The organism is Vibrio sp. KUL70, assembly GCF_059725515.1.
On record NZ_AP045835.1, the window covers coordinates 354,954 to 373,038 of the forward strand.

General features: G+C 45.9%; 14 protein-coding genes. 3 read left to right on the top strand and 11 right to left on the bottom strand.

All coding sequences use genetic code 11. The features are described 5' to 3' along the window. Nucleotides 1-35: 35 nt before the first annotated feature. The 9 genes from gnd to AC6I7V_RS15690 form a co-directional block, all read right to left on the bottom strand. Nucleotides 36-1,559 carry an NADP-dependent phosphogluconate dehydrogenase gene (gnd, locus tag AC6I7V_RS15650; protein WP_498012209.1) on the bottom strand — a complete coding sequence of 508 codons (1,524 nt, stop codon included), beginning with the start codon at nucleotides 1,557-1,559 and terminating at the stop codon, nucleotides 36-38. Then, entirely contained in the window at nucleotides 1,559-2,065 is a 507-nt protein-coding gene (locus AC6I7V_RS15655) for a gluconokinase (protein WP_498012210.1), read from the bottom strand. Before AC6I7V_RS15655 ends, gnd begins: the two co-directional genes overlap by 1 nt. Before the next feature lie 85 nt (nucleotides 2,066-2,150). Next, a complete protein-coding gene (locus AC6I7V_RS15660; RefSeq protein ID WP_498012211.1) occupies nucleotides 2,151-3,473 on the bottom strand; it encodes a TRAP transporter large permease in 1,323 nt (440 codons plus the stop codon). Continuing rightward, the gene (locus AC6I7V_RS15665; protein WP_498012212.1) at nucleotides 3,466-4,023 is read right to left on the bottom strand and encodes a TRAP transporter small permease subunit; all 558 of its coding nucleotides are present in this window, start codon (nucleotides 4,021-4,023) and stop codon (nucleotides 3,466-3,468) included. The genes AC6I7V_RS15660 and AC6I7V_RS15665 overlap by 8 nt, the downstream gene beginning before the upstream one ends. 84 nt (nucleotides 4,024-4,107) lie before the next feature. Next, the gene (locus AC6I7V_RS15670; RefSeq protein ID WP_255232533.1) at nucleotides 4,108-5,124 is read right to left on the bottom strand and encodes a TRAP transporter substrate-binding protein; all 1,017 of its coding nucleotides are present in this window, start codon (nucleotides 5,122-5,124) and stop codon (nucleotides 4,108-4,110) included. A gap of 202 nt (nucleotides 5,125-5,326) precedes the next feature. Then, the gene (locus tag AC6I7V_RS15675) at nucleotides 5,327-6,229 is read right to left on the bottom strand and encodes an EamA family transporter (protein WP_498012213.1); all 903 of its coding nucleotides are present in this window, start codon (nucleotides 6,227-6,229) and stop codon (nucleotides 5,327-5,329) included. A gap of 104 nt (nucleotides 6,230-6,333) precedes the next feature. Further along, a complete protein-coding gene (phnR, locus tag AC6I7V_RS15680) occupies nucleotides 6,334-7,038 on the bottom strand; it encodes a phosphonate utilization transcriptional regulator PhnR (protein WP_032550290.1) in 705 nt (234 codons plus the stop codon). Nucleotides 7,039-7,116: 78 nt separating this feature from the next. Beyond that, complete coding sequence (locus AC6I7V_RS15685; protein ID WP_498012214.1) at nucleotides 7,117-8,826, bottom strand: putative 2-aminoethylphosphonate ABC transporter permease subunit; 1,710 nt, start codon at nucleotides 8,824-8,826, stop codon at nucleotides 7,117-7,119. Nucleotides 8,827-8,846: 20 nt separating this feature from the next. Further along, a complete protein-coding gene (locus tag AC6I7V_RS15690; RefSeq protein WP_255232530.1) occupies nucleotides 8,847-9,956 on the bottom strand; it encodes a putative 2-aminoethylphosphonate ABC transporter ATP-binding protein in 1,110 nt (369 codons plus the stop codon). Nucleotides 9,957-10,345: 389 nt separating this feature from the next. On the opposite strand from AC6I7V_RS15690, the gene AC6I7V_RS15695 reads away from it, so the two are divergent. Continuing rightward, complete coding sequence (locus tag AC6I7V_RS15695) at nucleotides 10,346-12,529, top strand: TonB-dependent receptor domain-containing protein (RefSeq protein WP_498012215.1); 2,184 nt, start codon at nucleotides 10,346-10,348, stop codon at nucleotides 12,527-12,529. Between the two features lie 121 nt (nucleotides 12,530-12,650). On the opposite strand, the gene AC6I7V_RS15700 is transcribed toward AC6I7V_RS15695, so the two are convergent. Then, the gene (locus AC6I7V_RS15700; RefSeq protein WP_498012216.1) at nucleotides 12,651-14,072 is read right to left on the bottom strand and encodes an FAD-dependent oxidoreductase; all 1,422 of its coding nucleotides are present in this window, start codon (nucleotides 14,070-14,072) and stop codon (nucleotides 12,651-12,653) included. Between the two features lie 141 nt (nucleotides 14,073-14,213). Beyond that, nucleotides 14,214-15,224, bottom strand: coding sequence for a putative 2-aminoethylphosphonate ABC transporter substrate-binding protein (locus AC6I7V_RS15705; protein WP_498012217.1), 1,011 nt, complete (start codon nucleotides 15,222-15,224; stop codon nucleotides 14,214-14,216). A 299-nt stretch (nucleotides 15,225-15,523) separates the two neighbouring features. Here AC6I7V_RS15705 and phnW point away from each other — a divergent pair, with 299 nt between their 5' ends. Together phnW and AC6I7V_RS15715 are read left to right on the top strand one after the other, a co-directional pair. After that, nucleotides 15,524-16,630 (top strand): 2-aminoethylphosphonate--pyruvate transaminase, encoded by a 1,107-nt coding sequence (phnW, locus tag AC6I7V_RS15710; protein WP_498012218.1) that lies wholly within the window; start codon nucleotides 15,524-15,526, stop codon nucleotides 16,628-16,630. Then, entirely contained in the window at nucleotides 16,627-18,033 is a 1,407-nt protein-coding gene (locus AC6I7V_RS15715; RefSeq protein ID WP_498012219.1) for an aspartate aminotransferase family protein, read from the top strand. Before phnW ends, AC6I7V_RS15715 begins: the two co-directional genes overlap by 4 nt. Nucleotides 18,034-18,085: the final 52 nt, after the last annotated feature.

Sequence of the window (18,085 nt, forward strand, 5' to 3'; positions counted from 1 at the left end):
ACGTCCCCATAATGAGGACGTTTAAATGATTAGGGCTAAGCTTCGATTTCTAAGCGAGGCGTATCACTCCAAGTTATATGAAACTTATTTTGCTCATCTCTATCAATGCGCGAATAGGTGTGAGATCCAAAGTAGTCACGCTGTGCTTGAAGCAGATTGGCCGGTAGCACTTCACAGCGAAGTGAATCGAAATAGCCCAACGCAGAAGTAATTGCTGGCATTGGAACGCCTGTTAATGCCGAATTTGCAACGACTGCGCGCCAGCCACAAGAACGCTCATGAACCTCTTCAACAAAACGGTTTGCAAACAGCAAGTTGCTCAGATCTGCATCGCTTTGGTATGCCTTAGTGATATCCTGTAAGAACGCAGCTCGAATAATACAGCCTGCACGCCAAATCTTGGCAATATGAGCAAAATCGAGATTCCAGCCCTCTTTGACTGAGGTTGCTTTCATTAAATCAAAGCCTTGCGCATACACCGAGAGCTTAGCGCAATACAGAGCATCATGTAGCTCATCGATGGTCTCTTGTTTGGCCTTGCCGCAGTTTGGTTGGACGTGCGTTCGCAACACCTTCACACCTTGTACTCGTACCGCTTTCTGGCTACTTTGAGCGCGAGCGAATACCGCTTGAGCAATGGTTGGCGCTGGCGCCCCTTCTTGAAGACTATTTACTGCAGTCCAAAGCCCCGTGCCTTTCTGCCCGGCTTTATCAAGCACCACTTCAACAAACGGCTTCTGTGTTGTTGGATCTAACGTCTGTAAAATATCAGCACTGATCTCCATCAGATAGCTGTTGAGTACACCTTGGTTCCACTTAGCAAAGACTTCACCAATCTCTTGCGCTGACATAGCCAACACATCAGACATAAAGTGGTAGACCTCACAAATGAGCTGCATGTCCGCATACTCAATGCCGTTATGCACCATTTTCACATAGTGACCAGCACCGGCAGGGCCTAGATAGGCCGCGCAAGGTTCGCCCTTATCGAATTGACCAACAGGCAAGCCATTGTCGTCAACCTTGGCTGAGATAGCTTCCCACATTGGTTGAACGTAATTCCAAGCCTCTCTATCACCGCTAGCCATCAGTGCAGGGCCTGTACGCGCCCCTACTTCGCCACCGGATACCGCCGTTGAGAAGAATCGTAATTTGCCACGATACTTCAACTCACGCGCTTCTGTATCGGTCCAAAGGCTGTTACCCGTATCAATAACAATATCGTTTTGCTCGAGGCCAACTGCTAGCAGATCGTCAATCACTGCCTCAACAATCCTGCCAGCAGGGACAGACAAGGCAATAACGCGTGGCTTAACCAGAGAATCAAGAACTTGGTCCAGGTCAGCAGCTTTAAAGAAGCTACCTTTATCAGCTTTTTGCGCGAGTGCTTTTGCTTCTGATTCAGCACGCTCACGATGTGCTTCGCTGATATCAAAGCCAGTCACGTCAAAGCCTTGATCAAGTAGGTTCAACGCCAGGCTTTTGCCCATAACACCAAGGCCAATCATCGCAATGTTAGATTGAGACTTACTTGACTGAGAAAGTTCTGAAGTGCTCATTAGTTCCTCTCCTCAAGCTGCTTAATTGCTTTTAGCGCATCAGCGACAACGCCCTGGACATCTTGCGAAATATCGATAAACAACGCCTCATTTTGTTGTGGCTCAACCAACGCCTCAAACTGGCTCTTTAACATCGCTTCGCCATTAAAGTAGTGGTTTTCACGCGACTTATGACGATTCCAAATAGTGTCAAATGAGCCTTGTAAGTAAACGATCACTAACTCTTGATTGTTGTTTCGTAGAATGTCGCGGTACGCTGGTTTTAGCGCTGAACAGGCAATCACTGCTGCTTCATTCTCAACGTAAACCTTGTTTAGAGTTTCCAACCAACCTTGACGGTCATCGTCGTTTAGAGGAATGCCTTCTGCCATCTTGTCCACATTTGATTGTGGGTGGTAATCATCACCATCATGAAAAGGCAGATTTAGAGCGTTGGCAATTTCGCTACCAATCAAGCTTTTACCGCAGCCTGAAACGCCCATTACTAAGATTTTTTTCGCTTTCATTGGGCAATACTATCCTTAGCCTCCAACTCACACTGGAGGCTGTCTATATAATCTGGGGGTTCTTTAGGTCTTTAAAAGAGGTGGATTATTTCCACCACATCGCGAGCTCAGGGAATGCAATCACCATCCCTAAAACCAGAACCTGTAGGCCGATGAATGGCAGTAGTGAACTGAAGATCTCGCCTAAACTGATGTCTTTTGGTGCCACTGATTTCAAGTAGAAGGCTGCTGGACCAAACGGAGGTGATAGGAATGACACCTGCATATTTAGACAGAACACCACACCGAACCATACTGGGTCGTAACCAAGACTTGTGATGATTGGTACAAAAATTGGCATCGTTAGAAGCGCCACACCAACCCAGTCAAGGAACATACCTAGAACCAGTAGGATAACCATCATGATTAGCAGTGTTGCGAGTGGGCTACCACCACTTAGGCTTAGAATCACTTCTTCAACAAAGTCGATACCGCCCATTAGGTTGTAGATACCAACCAGCGCGCTTGCACCGATACCGATCCACATGATCATGCCGCAGGTACGCATGGTTGCGATGGCACTCGCTTTGAGCATATTGAAGTTCAGCTCACCACGAATCGCTGCGGAAATCATGATACCCACAACGCCCAAGGCAGACGCTTCTGTTACCGATGCGATACCTGTATAGATACTGCCCAGAACAGTTGCTACTGATAATAGTGGGAAGAACAGCGCCTTGAAGTAGCTCGGTTGATTTGCCATGTCTTCTTCGATCTCTTCATCACTTGGAATTGGAGCCAAAGAAGGATTTAACTTACAACGAATGAGAACATAACCGATGTAGCAGCCCGCTAGGATAAACGCCGGAAGGAATGACGCTTTAAACAGATCACCAATCGAGACACTCGCCGTCATACCGTAGATGATAAGTACGATAGATGGAGGCAGCATGGTACCTAGCGCACCACCCGCACAAGTTGTACCGATAGCTAACTTGCGGTCATAACCAAGGCGTAGCATTTGTGGCAATGCCAAAATACCCAACAGCACTGTCTCACCACCGATAACACCTGACATTGAAGCAAGCAGTACCGCAACCAAGAGGGTCTGGACGGCAACACCACCACGAACTCTTCGGCCTACCGACTTCATTGCATCAAATAAGTCGCGTGCAATGCCTGAACGGTCAAGCAGCGCGGCCATCAATACAAACATCGGAACCGCGAGGAAAACGTAACCTGACGCAAAACTATAAGTACGGCTAGCAATTAGAGGCAGTGCGTCTGGGCCAAACCAAAACAGCGTGAAAAATATGGCTACGAAGCCTGTTACGAATGCCAGCTGCATACCCGTAAGTAGCAAGCCGATCATCATAACCAGCATAAGGACACTGCCCCATGCGATGCCAATAGAGGATAGATCAAACATCGCCTTTCTTCCCTAGCCCTACAATCTCTTGGATTAGGTGCAATACAAACTGGACAACAAGAACACAAAGACAAACAAAGATGATGCCTTTAAGAAGCGCTGGGTACGGTGCATTCAGTACCGAGCCTGATGTTTCAAGACGAAGATCACCCCAGGGTGTAAACCAAGACTCTTGAACCATGAAATAAGAGGCGTAAGCCAACATACCAGCAAACGCTAAGCCCACTAAGTGGTGCACTAGGTTGAGGTATTTTCGAGTTTGAGAAGAAACTGAATCGTAAATTAGAACAACTCGAACGTGCTTGTTAGCAGCAAAGGCATAAATACCGCCCACGATAAATAGCGAGCCACCAACGAAAGAAGCGGTTTCGTGCACCCAAGTCGTTGGGGCATCAAACGCGTAACGCATCACCACTTCGTAGAAAGAGATAAGTACAGTGAAGATGAACAAACCACTTAGAACATTGCTGACCTTGATGATCGCGCGGTCGAGAATGTTTCTTGGTTGCTCTTCTTGCTCTTGGGGCGCATGAGGCGTTTTATCTGTCATAACGTATTACTCAAAAAAACGGAGGGCAATTGCCCTCCAAAAGAGAAGCTAAAATAGCTATTTAGCCTAGATAATCGTTGTGAATTAAAGTAGGCCGTTTGCCTCTAGGAAGCCAGTTACAGAGTCGTAGACTTTCTGTGCATTTGGAGAGCGTTCAGCAAATACTTTCCATTGACCTTTTGCGATTTCACGGAACTTCTTGCGCTCTTCATCAGACCAGTTATGAATCGTGATTTCTGGGTTTGCTTGCGCTTCTTTCACTGCTGCTTGGTCAGCCATTTTCAGCTGAGTTGTCATGTCGTAAGAGAAGTCACGAACAGACGTTTGTAGAATTGTTTGTAGGTCCGCAGGCATCTTGTCCCACTTCTTCTGAGAGATAGAGATATCGATCAGAGGAAGTGAGTGGAAGCCCGGTTGAACTGGGTGTGTCGCAATGTCATTCATGCCCGCTTTTTGGTTGGTAGAGAATACCGTGTAGTCAGCCGCATCAATAACGCCTTTGCTCAAACCAGTAAATACCTCAGAACCTGGTAAGTTAACGGGTGTCGCACCTGCTGCTGCAAATACTTGCTGTACTAGACCTTCAGGAGCACGCAGTTTAAGACCTTTAAGATCATCAACACCGTCTACTGGTACTTTCGAGATAAACGATTCCACACCCGTAGTTGAAGCACCAACAAACTTAACGCCGTAAGGAGCGTAAAGTTCAGTCATTAGCTCGTTACCACCACCGTAGTTCATGTATTGCAGCAGTTGTGTTGTATCAGACCAAGCACCAACCATGTTACCGATAAGACCAAATGCTGGATCTTTACCAGAGAAGTAACCTGTTGCCGTTACTTGACCATCAAGGATACCCATTTTGATCGCGCCTAGTGTCTCTGTGTGTTTAACCACAGCACCTACTGGTAGAAGATCGATATCGATACGACCATTAGACATTGTCTCAACACGCTCAGCCCAGTTCTGTTGAACTTTGAAGTTCAAGTCACCAGATGGATCTGAAGATTGGATTTTCAGTTTGAAGTCTGCAGCCATTGCAGAAGTCGCGAATAGACCTGTTAGGGAGGCAGCAATCAGCGTTTTAGTCATAGCTTTCATTCGGGGTATCCTTATGGGTTTCACTTAATCCGGTTTGTTATTTTATGTTACCGGTAACGTTGAGTGCGATGTTACCGGTAACTTTACCGAACTGTCTATGAGAGAGATCACATCTTTAACATCAGTAAAACGTTTGCTATCAATAAGGAAATTACGTGTAAAACGTGACACTTCAAGAATAACTGACTATGTAATAATCATTCTAAAACAATGAGATAACTAATCCTGACAGAATAAATAGAACACCTACACCACGAGTTATGTGCCACTTTTCCTTTAAAAAATAGATCCCCATCACAACACCAAAGATGATACTTACCTGCCTTAAAGCCACAACCAAGCTGACATTTTCAGTCATGGTCATTGCGAACAGAACCAACCCATAAGTCGCGGCCATCATGACTCCAGCCGTTGCGGCTTTTTTGCGAATGCGCCATGCGTTTGCAAATTCAATACGCTGATTAGAAAGCAATAACCACATACTGAGCGGCAAAGCTATCGCCCAGAACTGCATACCTAGGTAAAAGACCGATGCATCTCTATTCGTAATATTATTGGATGCTAAGTTACCGAGCAGTAACAAGGCTTCTTTATCGATGATTGAATAGCCCGTTGTGCCAATCGCTGCGATCAGTGCCCAAAGTACCCCAAGATTGAAATAGGCTCGTGGTCTTAGATCGTTAAAACTCTCAAGGGGTACAACTAGACAGCCCAAGGTAATCAGCGTAAATCCAAACCACTGGTTGTACGTCAACGAATATCCCAACAGCAAAGTGCCAAATCCCACCATCAATACAGGCAGAGCACGAGCCATTGGATATATCACACCGATATCAGCTTGCTTATAAGCAACCCCCAACCCCACTAGGTAGATCACCTGGCAGATTCCACTCAGCAGTAACAATTGCCAAAACGGTAGACCGATATTAGAGAAGCCGACCGTGTTGATGTACCAAATCAGGTAAGGGGTGAGCAAGCTGGCAGCAGCAAAGCTCGATGCCAAGAAAAAAGCCGATCCAGAGCTTTGGTTTGATTTGCCCAGCACATTCCAGCCTGCATGAAGTAGAGCTGAAATTATCACTAAGACAATGGCGGACAGTTCCATGTTCGTTCCAATTTTGAGGATAAAAAGGCCTCTAATGTAGAGACCTGATTAGGGGGTTAGCTTAATTAACCGACGTGTACCGATACCTTCTATCAGCTCACCGTCTAGCGTTCTAGATGAGCTACGGATTCGATACTGATGGCATCATGTCGCCAATATTCAATGTCGCAGTCAATTAACTCACCATCTTGGTTATAATTGATCCTCTCAACCACCATCGCCGGTGATCCCGACGTCGCTCGGAGTGCCTGAGCCGTCTCTCCCAGCAGTGAAGTCGTACTCACTCGATAACGGATCGTCTGGTAGACAACACCAAAGTGCTCTCGATAAATATCGGTAAGTGATTTAGAGAGATCATGCTCTAACAAGTTTGGGAACAACTCAGGGCGAATATAGTTGGTCACATACACCACTGGCCTGTCTTCGAGATAACGAACTCGGTCAACTCGGTAAACATCAGAGAAAGGAGCCAACTTTAACAGTCGAGTCGCCTCTTTCGTCGCCAATATGCCTTTAGCTGCAATCAATTCCGTCTTAGGCTGACGATTTTGTGACAACGCCATGTTGGTAAAGTTAAGTGTTTGAGTCGGATCGTAACGCAGTGGCTCCGGTGAAATAAACCAACCTCTGCGATCTTCTCGATAAATGCGTCCTTCCGCTTCTAATGAAGACAAGGCTTCACGCAAGGTAACGCGAGTCGTATCGAAAGACTCCGCCAACTTACGCTCTGCAGGCAGTTTCTGTCTTGGAGAAAGCATCCCAGACTCAATCTGCTCAACAATGACATCTTTAATTTTTACGTACTGCACCCATTTTCCTTTTAATTATTCTATCTGGTAGCCGCTCCATGGCCCCGCATATAAATTCTTATTCGCCAAGCCCGCGAATTATCGCTTACGCCACGCCTGTGTGCGCTTTTCAAACAGCTTATTGATAACCAAGTGCACCACTTTAGCACTCGCTGCCGATAGCATAATCATCACCGCCATCGCCGCAGCCGCTCCAGTCTGTCCAGCATCATCCATGTTGAGAACCGAAACTGAGGCTGGAATGGTATCCGTTGAATATAAGAATACTACCGCAGAAGTCGTAGTTAGTGCATTAATAAACAAGTAAGTCGCGATGTCTAATATAGCGGGCAAGCATACCGGCACAGTTACTTTAAAGAACAGCTTGTATTGAGGAAGGTTGACCGAGGCAGCTGTCGCTTCAATTTCTGTGGGGAGCTGTTTTAATGCCGTAAGAGCTGTCATATGACCGACCGTGTAATAGTGCACTACGGTATTGATCACAAGGAATGTCATCGTGCCATACAGGAAATTCAGCGGATTGTTCAGGTCATTAAAGTAAAAGATATAACCTAAGCCTAGAACCATGCCTGGAACCGCCATTGGAACTACGCTCAGCATCTGCATGACTTGGCGGATTGGTGCAAATGCGCGGCCTTTCTCTATGCCGTATGCACCAAGGAAAATCAGTACGGTACCAATAATCGCCGCCCAAGCGCCCAATGTTAGGGAGTTGAAAAACGGCGTCCAACCATAAGTACTCATTTCAGCGAAGTTGTAGTTGTTAAGCGTCAGTGCTTTGTTCCAAGGCCAAAAAGTCACCATAGAGCCGTAGATCGCCATCCCTAAAACAACCACGACAGCAGCAGAAATCGTCAGACAATAGACAAAGCAGACACTGTCTCGAACCATACTAGGTTGTGGCTGATAGGCTACTGAACGTGTATCGAACAAGCTTTTCTGTTTCTTTTGAACCCAGCGATCCACGCCGAATGCCAAAGCCGCAGGCAGGAGTAACAAGATACTGGTCACCGCACCCATGGAGAAGTTTTGCTGGCCAACCACCTGCTTAAAGATGTCAGTAGAAAGAACGTTGTAGCTGCCACCAATGACTTTCGGCACACCGAAATCACACACCACGAGTGTAAAGACGACGATCAATGTACTGATCAAACCGTATTTGGCTGCGGGCAGAGTCACCACAAAAAAAGTTTTGAGAGGCGAAGTATTAAGCGCTCGTGCGGCTTCGTACAAGCGAGCATCTGACGTGCGCAATGAGGTAGTCAAAATCATTAATGCGTGAGGGAAGGTCCAAAAAATCAAACCTAATGAGATTCCTATCAAGCCATAGACTGAGTGCCCACCAAGCATTTCTTTTGCGATACCCTGATTACCGAACAGAAAGATTAGGCTTATCGCAGGGAGCAATGAAGGCGCTAAAATCGGCGCAGAACCAAGGACTTGGAACAACCCTTTCATCGGCATACAAGATCGCGTTAGAGCATAAGCATAACCAAATGCGAGTACACCTACGACAACCGTCACCAACACCCCAAGAGTAAATGTGTTACCCACCGATTGCCAAAGGCTTGCTGAAGAGAAATACGTCGCGAAGTTTTGCAGGCCAACAAACTCCCCTTCGCCATTCTGAACACTTTTTTTAAGCATCGCCCATAATGGCATCAAGATGAAAAGCACCATCACCACGGACAAAAACGCGAGTAAGCTAAATAAGATAACATTGTCTTTACTTACCCGCGCAAGAAGCGGTGTTACGCTCTGCTGAATTCGTTGTTTAGATTGCATCATTTGTGTCGATTCCATGACAGTTACGCTGCCTCATCTTTAGATATAAGACGCTCATTGCTTGGATACGCGCGCAGCCCATCCTGATCGAGCGCCACATAACGAATGTCTCCACGACGCAGCTTCATGTCACTAAAGGTTTTGACTGGCACATCAACCACAATCTGCTTCGCTCTTGGGTCATGCTGAAGTTCACACTCAACGCGATAAAATGCGCCCAGAAATTCGCTCGACACAATACGAACAGGAAGAGATTCACTAAAACGATCGACAAAGTGGAGCTGCTCTGGTCGTACGGCAATATCAAATCGCTCACCAACCTTGGTATCCAGATTATCTAACTTTGGCAAGGTTAGAATGGACTCTGCAATACGCATCTTAGAATCTGCAATCACTGAAGTTTCAATGAAATTCATGCAGCCAACAAACTCAGCGACAAATCGAGTCGCGGGCTTTTGGTAGATCTCTTGTGGCGCGCCAACTTGCTCAATAACACCATGATTCATCACCACAATGCGATCAGCCATAGTTAACGCTTCATCTTGGTCGTGCGTCACCATGATAGTGGTAATACCGAGTTTTCTTTGTAACTGGCAAATCTCGTCTCGTAGGTGTGTTCTTACTTTGGCATCCAACGCCGAAAGTGGCTCATCAAGCAGCAGAAGCCCCGGAGAGAGCGCTAACGCACGAGCAAGCGCCACACGCTGTTGCTGGCCACCAGATAATTGGTTTGGGTATTTCTGCCCAGATCCAGGCAAACCAATGGTCTCTAGCCAGCTCTCAACCGCTTCCAACGCCTCTTTGTTCGACATACCTTGATTTTTTAAGCCAATCGCAATGTTCTCTTCAACGGTCAGATTAGGAAAAAGCGCATAAGACTGAAATACAATGCCGAAATCACGTTTCTCAGGTGGAAGAAAGGTCGTATCAACTTGGTTCTGCTCAATACGCCCAGAGGTTGGAAGATCTAAGCCCGCAATGGCACGTAAAAGGGTCGTTTTTCCACAACCAGACGGTCCCAAGAAGCAGACAAACTCCCCTTTTTCGATCGACAAGGAGATATTTTTCAACGCCGTAAATTGACCAAACTGTTTTACAACGTTTTCTATATTCAGATAGGTTGAATTGCTCATTTTCTGCAGCACTCTTTAAATGGTATATACCAAATCTAAACTCTGAATATTTCAGTTGAGTGACAAATTTATAGAAGCTAAATGACAGTTATATTGCGTTTGTATAACGGTTCGGTTTCGTGTTCGAAAAGCATTGGAGGTTTACGAAAAACACTTCCCGTGACAGATACCAAAGGTTACTTCTACTGTGTACATACAGACTCAACGCCTTAGAACAATTCAGATGGATTAACTAAATAGAAATCACATAGCTAGCCAATACTTCCACATTTTTACCTATTGACAGCAATACAAACCAAACATTAATGATAATTAATATCATTAATGTTTGTGTAATTGATAAATATTCATATAATCCTTACTCCAAGAAACTACTATAAGTCATTGTTATGAGTATTTACTCTAGCCCCATTTTTAAGTTAAGCCTGCTCTCAATTGCTGTCTTTCAATCGTTTAACGCAGTTTCGTCTGAAGCCACAGATGAGTCTGTTGAAGTGATTGGTGTTCAATATGCCAAACCCATTACCGTATCGGAACCAGGACAAACCACCATCGACTGGCAAGAAGTAGAAGAACAGCAATATTCTAACTTTGCGTCTCTTGTCGACTCTGTGCCCGGTGCACACCTCGACGGAGGTGCACGTTCCGGTGGTGAGCGTATCAATATCCGTGGTTTTTCTGACCCAAGCGATATAGCCGTATTCGTTGATGGCGCACCGATCGGTTTTCAACAATACCGCTACGGCACATTTTTCTTCGACCCATTTTTGATTGGCGAAGCGGAAATTATTAAAGGTGCACATGACTATCGAGCACTCAACGGTAAGTTTGGTGGCACTATTCACATCAAAACCAAAACGGTTGATGACTTGCTAACACCGGGAGAAAACTTCGGCTTCCGTGCCAATCAGAGATACAACACCAACGGCGACTCGATGGCATACAACCTGAGCGTCTATGGTAAAAGCGACACTGGGTTTTACTATATCGCTAATGGCTCGGTGACAGACTCTGACGATATCCATGTCGGTGGCTCAGATAGTGGCTTGGATTATTCTGGGTATGAGCAAGAAAACATGTTGTTAAAGTTCGGGTACGAAAACAACAACCATCAATTTGAACTAAGCCACACTCGCTATAAAGACGAAGGGCGTAAACCGTGGGCTAACCGACGCGGCGAGATGCCAACGATTAATCAAAGAGCCATAGAAAAATATGGTTCACTAGAGGCGGCAAAATACGCATATACAGTCTACAACGAATACACCGACAACACGACGACAGCTTCATATCATTACTCACCATCTAGCCCTTACATTGATTTCAACATTAAGGCTGCAAGGTCTGAGAATGATCGTCATTGGGTACGTCCAGATATTGCCTTTGAGAAGATGTGGGTATCCGTTGCAAGTTACGGGCACGAATCTTGGCTTAGCTACAAGCGAGATTTTGTCGATATCTATAACACCGCGATTCTTGGTAACCACACTTTAGTCACGGGTCTCCAGTATCAAAAAACGGAACGTGATTCATTGGTTTTCAATGCGTCAAATGACCATAAACCAGGAAAAAACTATGGTTGGTACACACCGTATTATGAACCTTCTGGTACGCAAAAAACCTATGCGGTCTATATTGCAGACCACTTCCAAGCGACACCTAACTTTACCATCACTCCGTCTTTAAGATATGAGTATATCGTCAGTGAAGGTAAAGGTAATGCGGCACCAGATTACAACGATCCAGCTGCAGGGCACGACTACAGTGAAACAACACATGAAGGTTTCAGCCCTCGTATCGACCTTGACTACGAAGCAACAGATAGCACGCGTTTAAATTTCTCATACGCTTATGCTCTAAAAGCGCCAACAATAGACAACTTGTATTCGGTACAATTTGCTCGTGCAAAAGCACCATCGACATCTCGCAACCTTGCGGTATCACGAATCCATGCTTACCAAGCCAGTGTAATCAACATCACTGACGGGCTATTAAACGATAATGATTCTATCGGCACTGAATTCACGATTTTCTACAATGATGTGAGTGATCACGTACACAACCGAGTGGGCGCTAATTTAGATAGGGAAACGGATGAAAATCAAAGTTGGTTTACTAACCTAGATGGCTACCGTAATCACGGCTTCGAACTCATCAGCCAATATCGAATTGCTGATTTCTTTAGCGACTTTTCAGTGGCTTACGTTCGTGGGAAATACAAAGGAAGTTTATCTGATTCGACAGGCAGTGATGAAGATTTCCCAAGTACACCGCCACTCAACATAAACCTTGGTTTAGGCTATGAATGGAGTGAAGGCTTAACGACTGGTTGGAAGGTTCGTTGGTACGACGCTCAAACGAAAACGGGCGAGACCAAAACCTACAGCTACCCAGCGAGCCAGCAATATACACTTCAAGACATTTATGCGACTTGGGAAGTTCAACAAGTCAAAGGGCTCTCGTTCGGTGCAATTGTGACTAACTTGACGGATCGCTACTACGAAGCTTATCTATCTAAAGGGATACCTTCGCCGGGTCGAGAAATCAAGTTAAGTGCCGCTTACCAGTTCTAAGCAAGCATTTAGTTCATTTGAGACGACGCTCATTTACTGAATGTCGGCCAATATCTGGTGCTAGCCAAAGGTAACCAACAGAGCGTTTGGTTACCTTTAGCTGGGTCAATTTTGGTGTTTATTAACCCGAAATTTTATCCGCTTTGCCAGCAGCACCAGCCAACTTGGAAAGTTGCTTGTCTACCCACATCGGCTTTTGGCCTGCATCTTCAGCGTTCTCTTTGCGACGCACCGCATCACGCACCATCATCGCTCCAAGCCAACGAAATGGCTCTGGTGGAAAATGACCGAGCGGGCCTTTTGTCATGCCGCTTCTTGTCCATTCATTGTCCAATCCCAAAACCATCGACGAAAGAATCTTACCTCCCATACGAGTTTGAGCAACACCGTTACCTGAGTAACCGAGCCCATAAAAGATGTTCGATTGATTTTCAATGTTGCCGAAGAAAGGTAATCCGGTAACGGAACGATCAGACCCGCCAGACCAACTGTAAGCAAAGTCTTGCTGCTCAAGCTTTGGAAATAGGTTATTAAATGACTCTTTCAGCAGTGGCAGATACTGCGTCTTCTGGTTGAACATGTTATCAACCTGATTGGCAAACGAGAACTTGTTGCCTCCTTTACCAAGCATCAGCCGGCCATCTCGAGTATCTCGGTAATAGTGAACAAAGATTCTCGAATCAACCACTGCTGCACCTTGCTCTGGGCCATACACTGCAAGCTTTTCTGGGATTGAATCAGTAATAACCATGTCCGAAGAGACAACCACAATGCTTCTTTTGAAGGCTTTGAAGTGATCAAGCATCCATGCATTTAACGCCAGCACCACTTTTTTGGCCGTAATGGTTGCCGCAGGTGTGACGACCTTAGCTGGCTCCCCGTACTTCAATTCAAGCATCGGGGAATTTTCGTACACTTCAACACCTAATTTAATAGCAACGCGGCGAAGACCTCGTGCTAATAGCGCGGGTTGAACACTACCAGCCGCTTCAGAGTAGTAACCTTCAATGTGACGCTCAGATCCAGCTTGACGACTTAGATTATCGCCACACTCCTGCCAGCTATTAATTCCTTGCTTTTTTAGCTCATTGACGACGGGCGCCATACCGCCTTTTTGAGCTTGGTTGGTCGCTGTGTAATAAGTGCCACTGCGATAGAGGTGGGCGTCAATATCATGCTCTTGGCAAAACGCTTCAATCTCAAAAATGACCTTTTCTGATTGCTCCACCAGCCATGTCGCGTGTTGCTCTCCATAAAGTCGTTTGAGTGTTGGGTACTTAGTCGACCAAGTGAGCATACACCCACCATTGGCACCCGACGCGCCACTGCCGCACAAACCTTTATCAATAACCACGACACGCTTTTGTGGCTGCTGCTGTTTGATCAAAATGGCGGTCCATAAGCCTGTGTAGCCTCCACCAACGATAGCAATGTCTGTTTCAAGATCTTGGGTCAATGTTTTCCCTGCATCAGTCGGTGGAAAGTCTTGACCAAACTCCTGCTGCAGCGCCTGTTTGAACCAGTATGAGTAGTGTTTTGACATAAAAGAGTTACCTAGCGAAATCGACACCAAAATGCACGGTGTGATTAATATTGAGAGTTATTAGAGAGCGAGCATTAAAGGGCTGCTCTGATTGATCAAAAAAGGAAGACCTAAGCCTTCCTTTGATTGAGAGGGGTAAGACTAAGATTTAGGTTCAGACTTTGCGTCAAACTTATCAGACCAAGTTTTCAATACGTCTGCACGCTCACTACCCATACGAGCAAAGTCCATCTTCGCCATATTCTTTTCAACATTTGGGAAGTTTTTCACTGTCGCCGTTACGTCTTTATGACCAACGACTGGATACATCTCAATGTAGAGTTCATTTGCTGCTTTAGAAATCGACCAGTCAACAACGCGTTTTGCCGCTTCTGATGATTTAACAAGACCAACCGCTTCAGATTCCCAGCCGATGCCTGCAGGGGTGATTACGGCCAATGGAGCACCTTGCGTTTTCAACTTAGCGCCACGGCTTGCCATAGAAATACCGATAGCGACTTCGCCCATACCCGCCTGCACACATGGCTTAGAGCCAGAATGCGTGTAGTGTGCAATGTTCTTATCCAACTTTTGCATATAATTCCAGGCTTGGTCTTCGCCCATGTTCTGTAGCCATGCTGAAACTTGCATGTAACCCGTACCAGAAGATGCAGGGTTTGGCATTGCAATGTGACCTTTGTAGATAGGCTTGATGAGATCTTCCCAAGATTGAGGAGCAGGCAAGTTCAACTGTTTTGCAACAGCTTCATTAAAACAAACCGCGTTGAAAAATGCGTCGTTACCGTACCAAGCTTGAGAAGATTGAGGATCATTCAGATTTGAGCGAAGTGCATCAACACCTTGAGGCGTATAGGGTTGAAGAATGCCCTCTTCTTTCAACAGTGCCATTGATGAACCCGCAAGCCCCCATACAACTTCTGCTCTTGGGTTGTTTTTCTCAGCCAATAGCTTAGCCGTCATAATACCCGTTGAGTCACGTACCCATTTGATGCGAACGTCTGGGTTTTCGCTCTCAAATGCATTCTTGTACTTCGCCAAAATATCTGTTTCAAACGCTGTATAAACCGTCACTTCCTCGGCCGCAAATGCGTTGGTAGCCAGCAGTGACACAAGTGCAGCAAGTGATCCTTTCATAAAACGGTTTTTCATCATGTTCTCCAGTTGAACTGTCTAGCAAGAGTGGATGCAGCCAAATCGACTTACTCTCTCTCATTTCCATTAGTGAGCACAAACCAATTTGGTATGTACCAGATGACAAATATTAACCTATTCGAGTTTTATGACGATTAAATGAACAAAAAATGGCATTTTTAAGATCTCTGTTCATGAAGCGCTCACCATGAATTTTGAATATGAAGCTTTTGTGAATCTGGCGTTTTTGCTCTTTACCTCCATCAGATTCGATTGCTAGAGTAATTGCAAATATTGGTATAGTCCAAATGGAAATAAAGATGAAAAACGAATACTTGCTCTTAACCCCAGGTCCTCTTTCCACTTCTGAATCAGTTCGCCAAGCGATGCTAAAAGATTGGTGTACATGGGACGATGAATACAACAAAGAGATCGTACAGGTCATCCGCCACAAGCTGGTTCAGCTTGCAACGCCACAAACAGGCTATACAAGTGTATTAATGCAAGGCAGTGGCACTGCTTCTGTTGAAGCGACGATTGGCAGTGTAATCGGCACAGGAGGCAAATTACTGGTAGTCGATAACGGTGCTTATGGCGCTCGCATCGCACAAATAGCGCAGTATTTACATATTCCATGCCATGTCGTTTCACCAGGCGAAACATCACAACCTGACTTGAACGAAATAGAAACGGCATTGGCATTGGATCCGACAATTACCCATGTTGCAATTGTCCATTGCGAGACCACAACAGGGATGTTGAACCCAGTTAAAGAGATTGCTCAACTGGCTAAGCAACATGGCAAAGTCGTAATTCTCGACGCCATGTCGAGCTTCGGTGGTATCCCAATGGATATCGCTGACCTGGGTATCGACTTTATGATCAGCTCAGCGAATAAGTGTATTCAAGGTGTGCCAGGGTTTGGTTTTGTGATCGCTAAACAAGACGAGCTTGAGAAGTGTAAAGGACAGGCTCGTTCGTTGAGCTTAGACCTATATGACCAATGGCACTGCATGGAAGTGAACCATGGAAAGTGGCGATTTACTTCACCAACACACACCGTGCGCGCTTTTTATCAAGCGCTCATCGAGCTTGAACAAGAAGGCGGTATTGCCGCGCGATTCCAACGCTATTCAACCAACCAGAAGACACTGGTGGCAGGAATGCGCTCTCTGGGATTCGAACCGTTACTCAGCGATGATCTCCACTCTCCGATCATCACCTCTTTCTATTCTCCTACTCATAGCGATTACCAATTCAAAGAGTTCTATGAGCGCCTTAAAGAGCAAGGCTTCGTTATCTATCCGGGTAAGGTGTCCAACGCTGACTGTTTCCGCATTGGCAACATTGGTGAGGTTTACCCCGCTGACATTGAGCGTCTAATCGGCGCGATCAGCAAAGCAATGTATTGGGAAGTGTACGCATGATGCAGTGTGAATCAAAAGAGTCCCTCTCACACACTCACTTTCGCAGTGAAGGAGATGTCAATACCACGCCAGCGCGACGGGAGTGGAACGCATCTCTAAACGATAAAGCCACTCAAGCGCTTTTGAAGAGAGATTCAGAGGTGTTTCTTCACCAAGCTATGTCTACGCCGTGCTTAGACACCTTGCAACATGCAGAAGGTATCTACATAGAAGATGTAACAGGTAAAAAGTATATGGACTTTCATGGGAACAATGTCCATATACTGGGATACGGTCACCCTGAAGTCGTCAAGAAAGTAACCGAACAAATGGCGTCACTACCATTTTCGCCACGACGCTTTACCAACGAGACCGCCATCGAGTGCGCAGAAAAGCTAACGCAAATCTGTGGTGGCGATCTTAATCGAGTGTTGTTCGCACCCGGTGGCACCTCTGTGATCGGAATGGCACTGAAGCTAGCAAGGCACGTAACCAACAACTTTAAAGTTGTTTCATTATGGGACTCTTTTCATGGAGCCTCTCTTGACGCCATCTCTGTTGGTGGAGAAGCATGCTTCCGTGAAGGTATGGGGCCGCTTATGGCTGGCGTCGAGCGCATTCCACCAGCGGTGTCGTACCGCGGAGCTTTCCCAATGCGTGATGGCGACCAAAACTCAGATGTCCATTATGCCGACTACCTTGAGTATGTGATTGAGAAAGAGGGAGGCATTGGCGCATTCATTGCTGAAGCGGTTCGAAATACCGATGTACAAGTGCCAAGCAGAGCTTATTGGAAACGAATCAGAGAGATCTGCGATAAGCACAACGTGCTACTGATCATTGATGATATTCCTAACGGTATGGGACGCAGTGGCGAATGGTTCACCCACCAAGCTTATGACATCGAGCCAGATATTCTCTGTATTGGCAAAGGCTTTGGCGGCGGTTTGGTTCCTATTGCAGCAATGGTAACCAAAGACAAGTACAACACAGCAGCTCAAGTCTCGCTTGGACATTACACTCACGAAAAAAGCCCAATCGGGTGCGCTGCTGCACTGGCAACCATGCAGGTCATCGAACAGCACAACCTTTTACAAAAAGTGAAAGACGACAGTGAATTCGTAAAACAGCGACTGCTTAATATGAAAGCACGTTACCCCATGATCGGTGATGTACGCGGAATTGGCCTTTTGTGGGGAGTCGAACTTGTTACTGATCCACTCACCAAGACTCGTGCATATGACGAAGCTGAAGCGCTGCTCTATCAATGTTTAAACCAAGGTCTGAGCTTTAAAGTTTCACAAGGCAACGTCGCACAACTTAGTCCTCCATTGATCATCGGACGCAGCGACCTCAATGCCGCTCTCGATATCTTTGAAGCGGCTATCGATCAAGTATGCCGAGACTTCGGATACCCAATTTAACCTCATTGAACATTAATCATCATCTTAGCAATAGCCTTAAACGTTAATAACA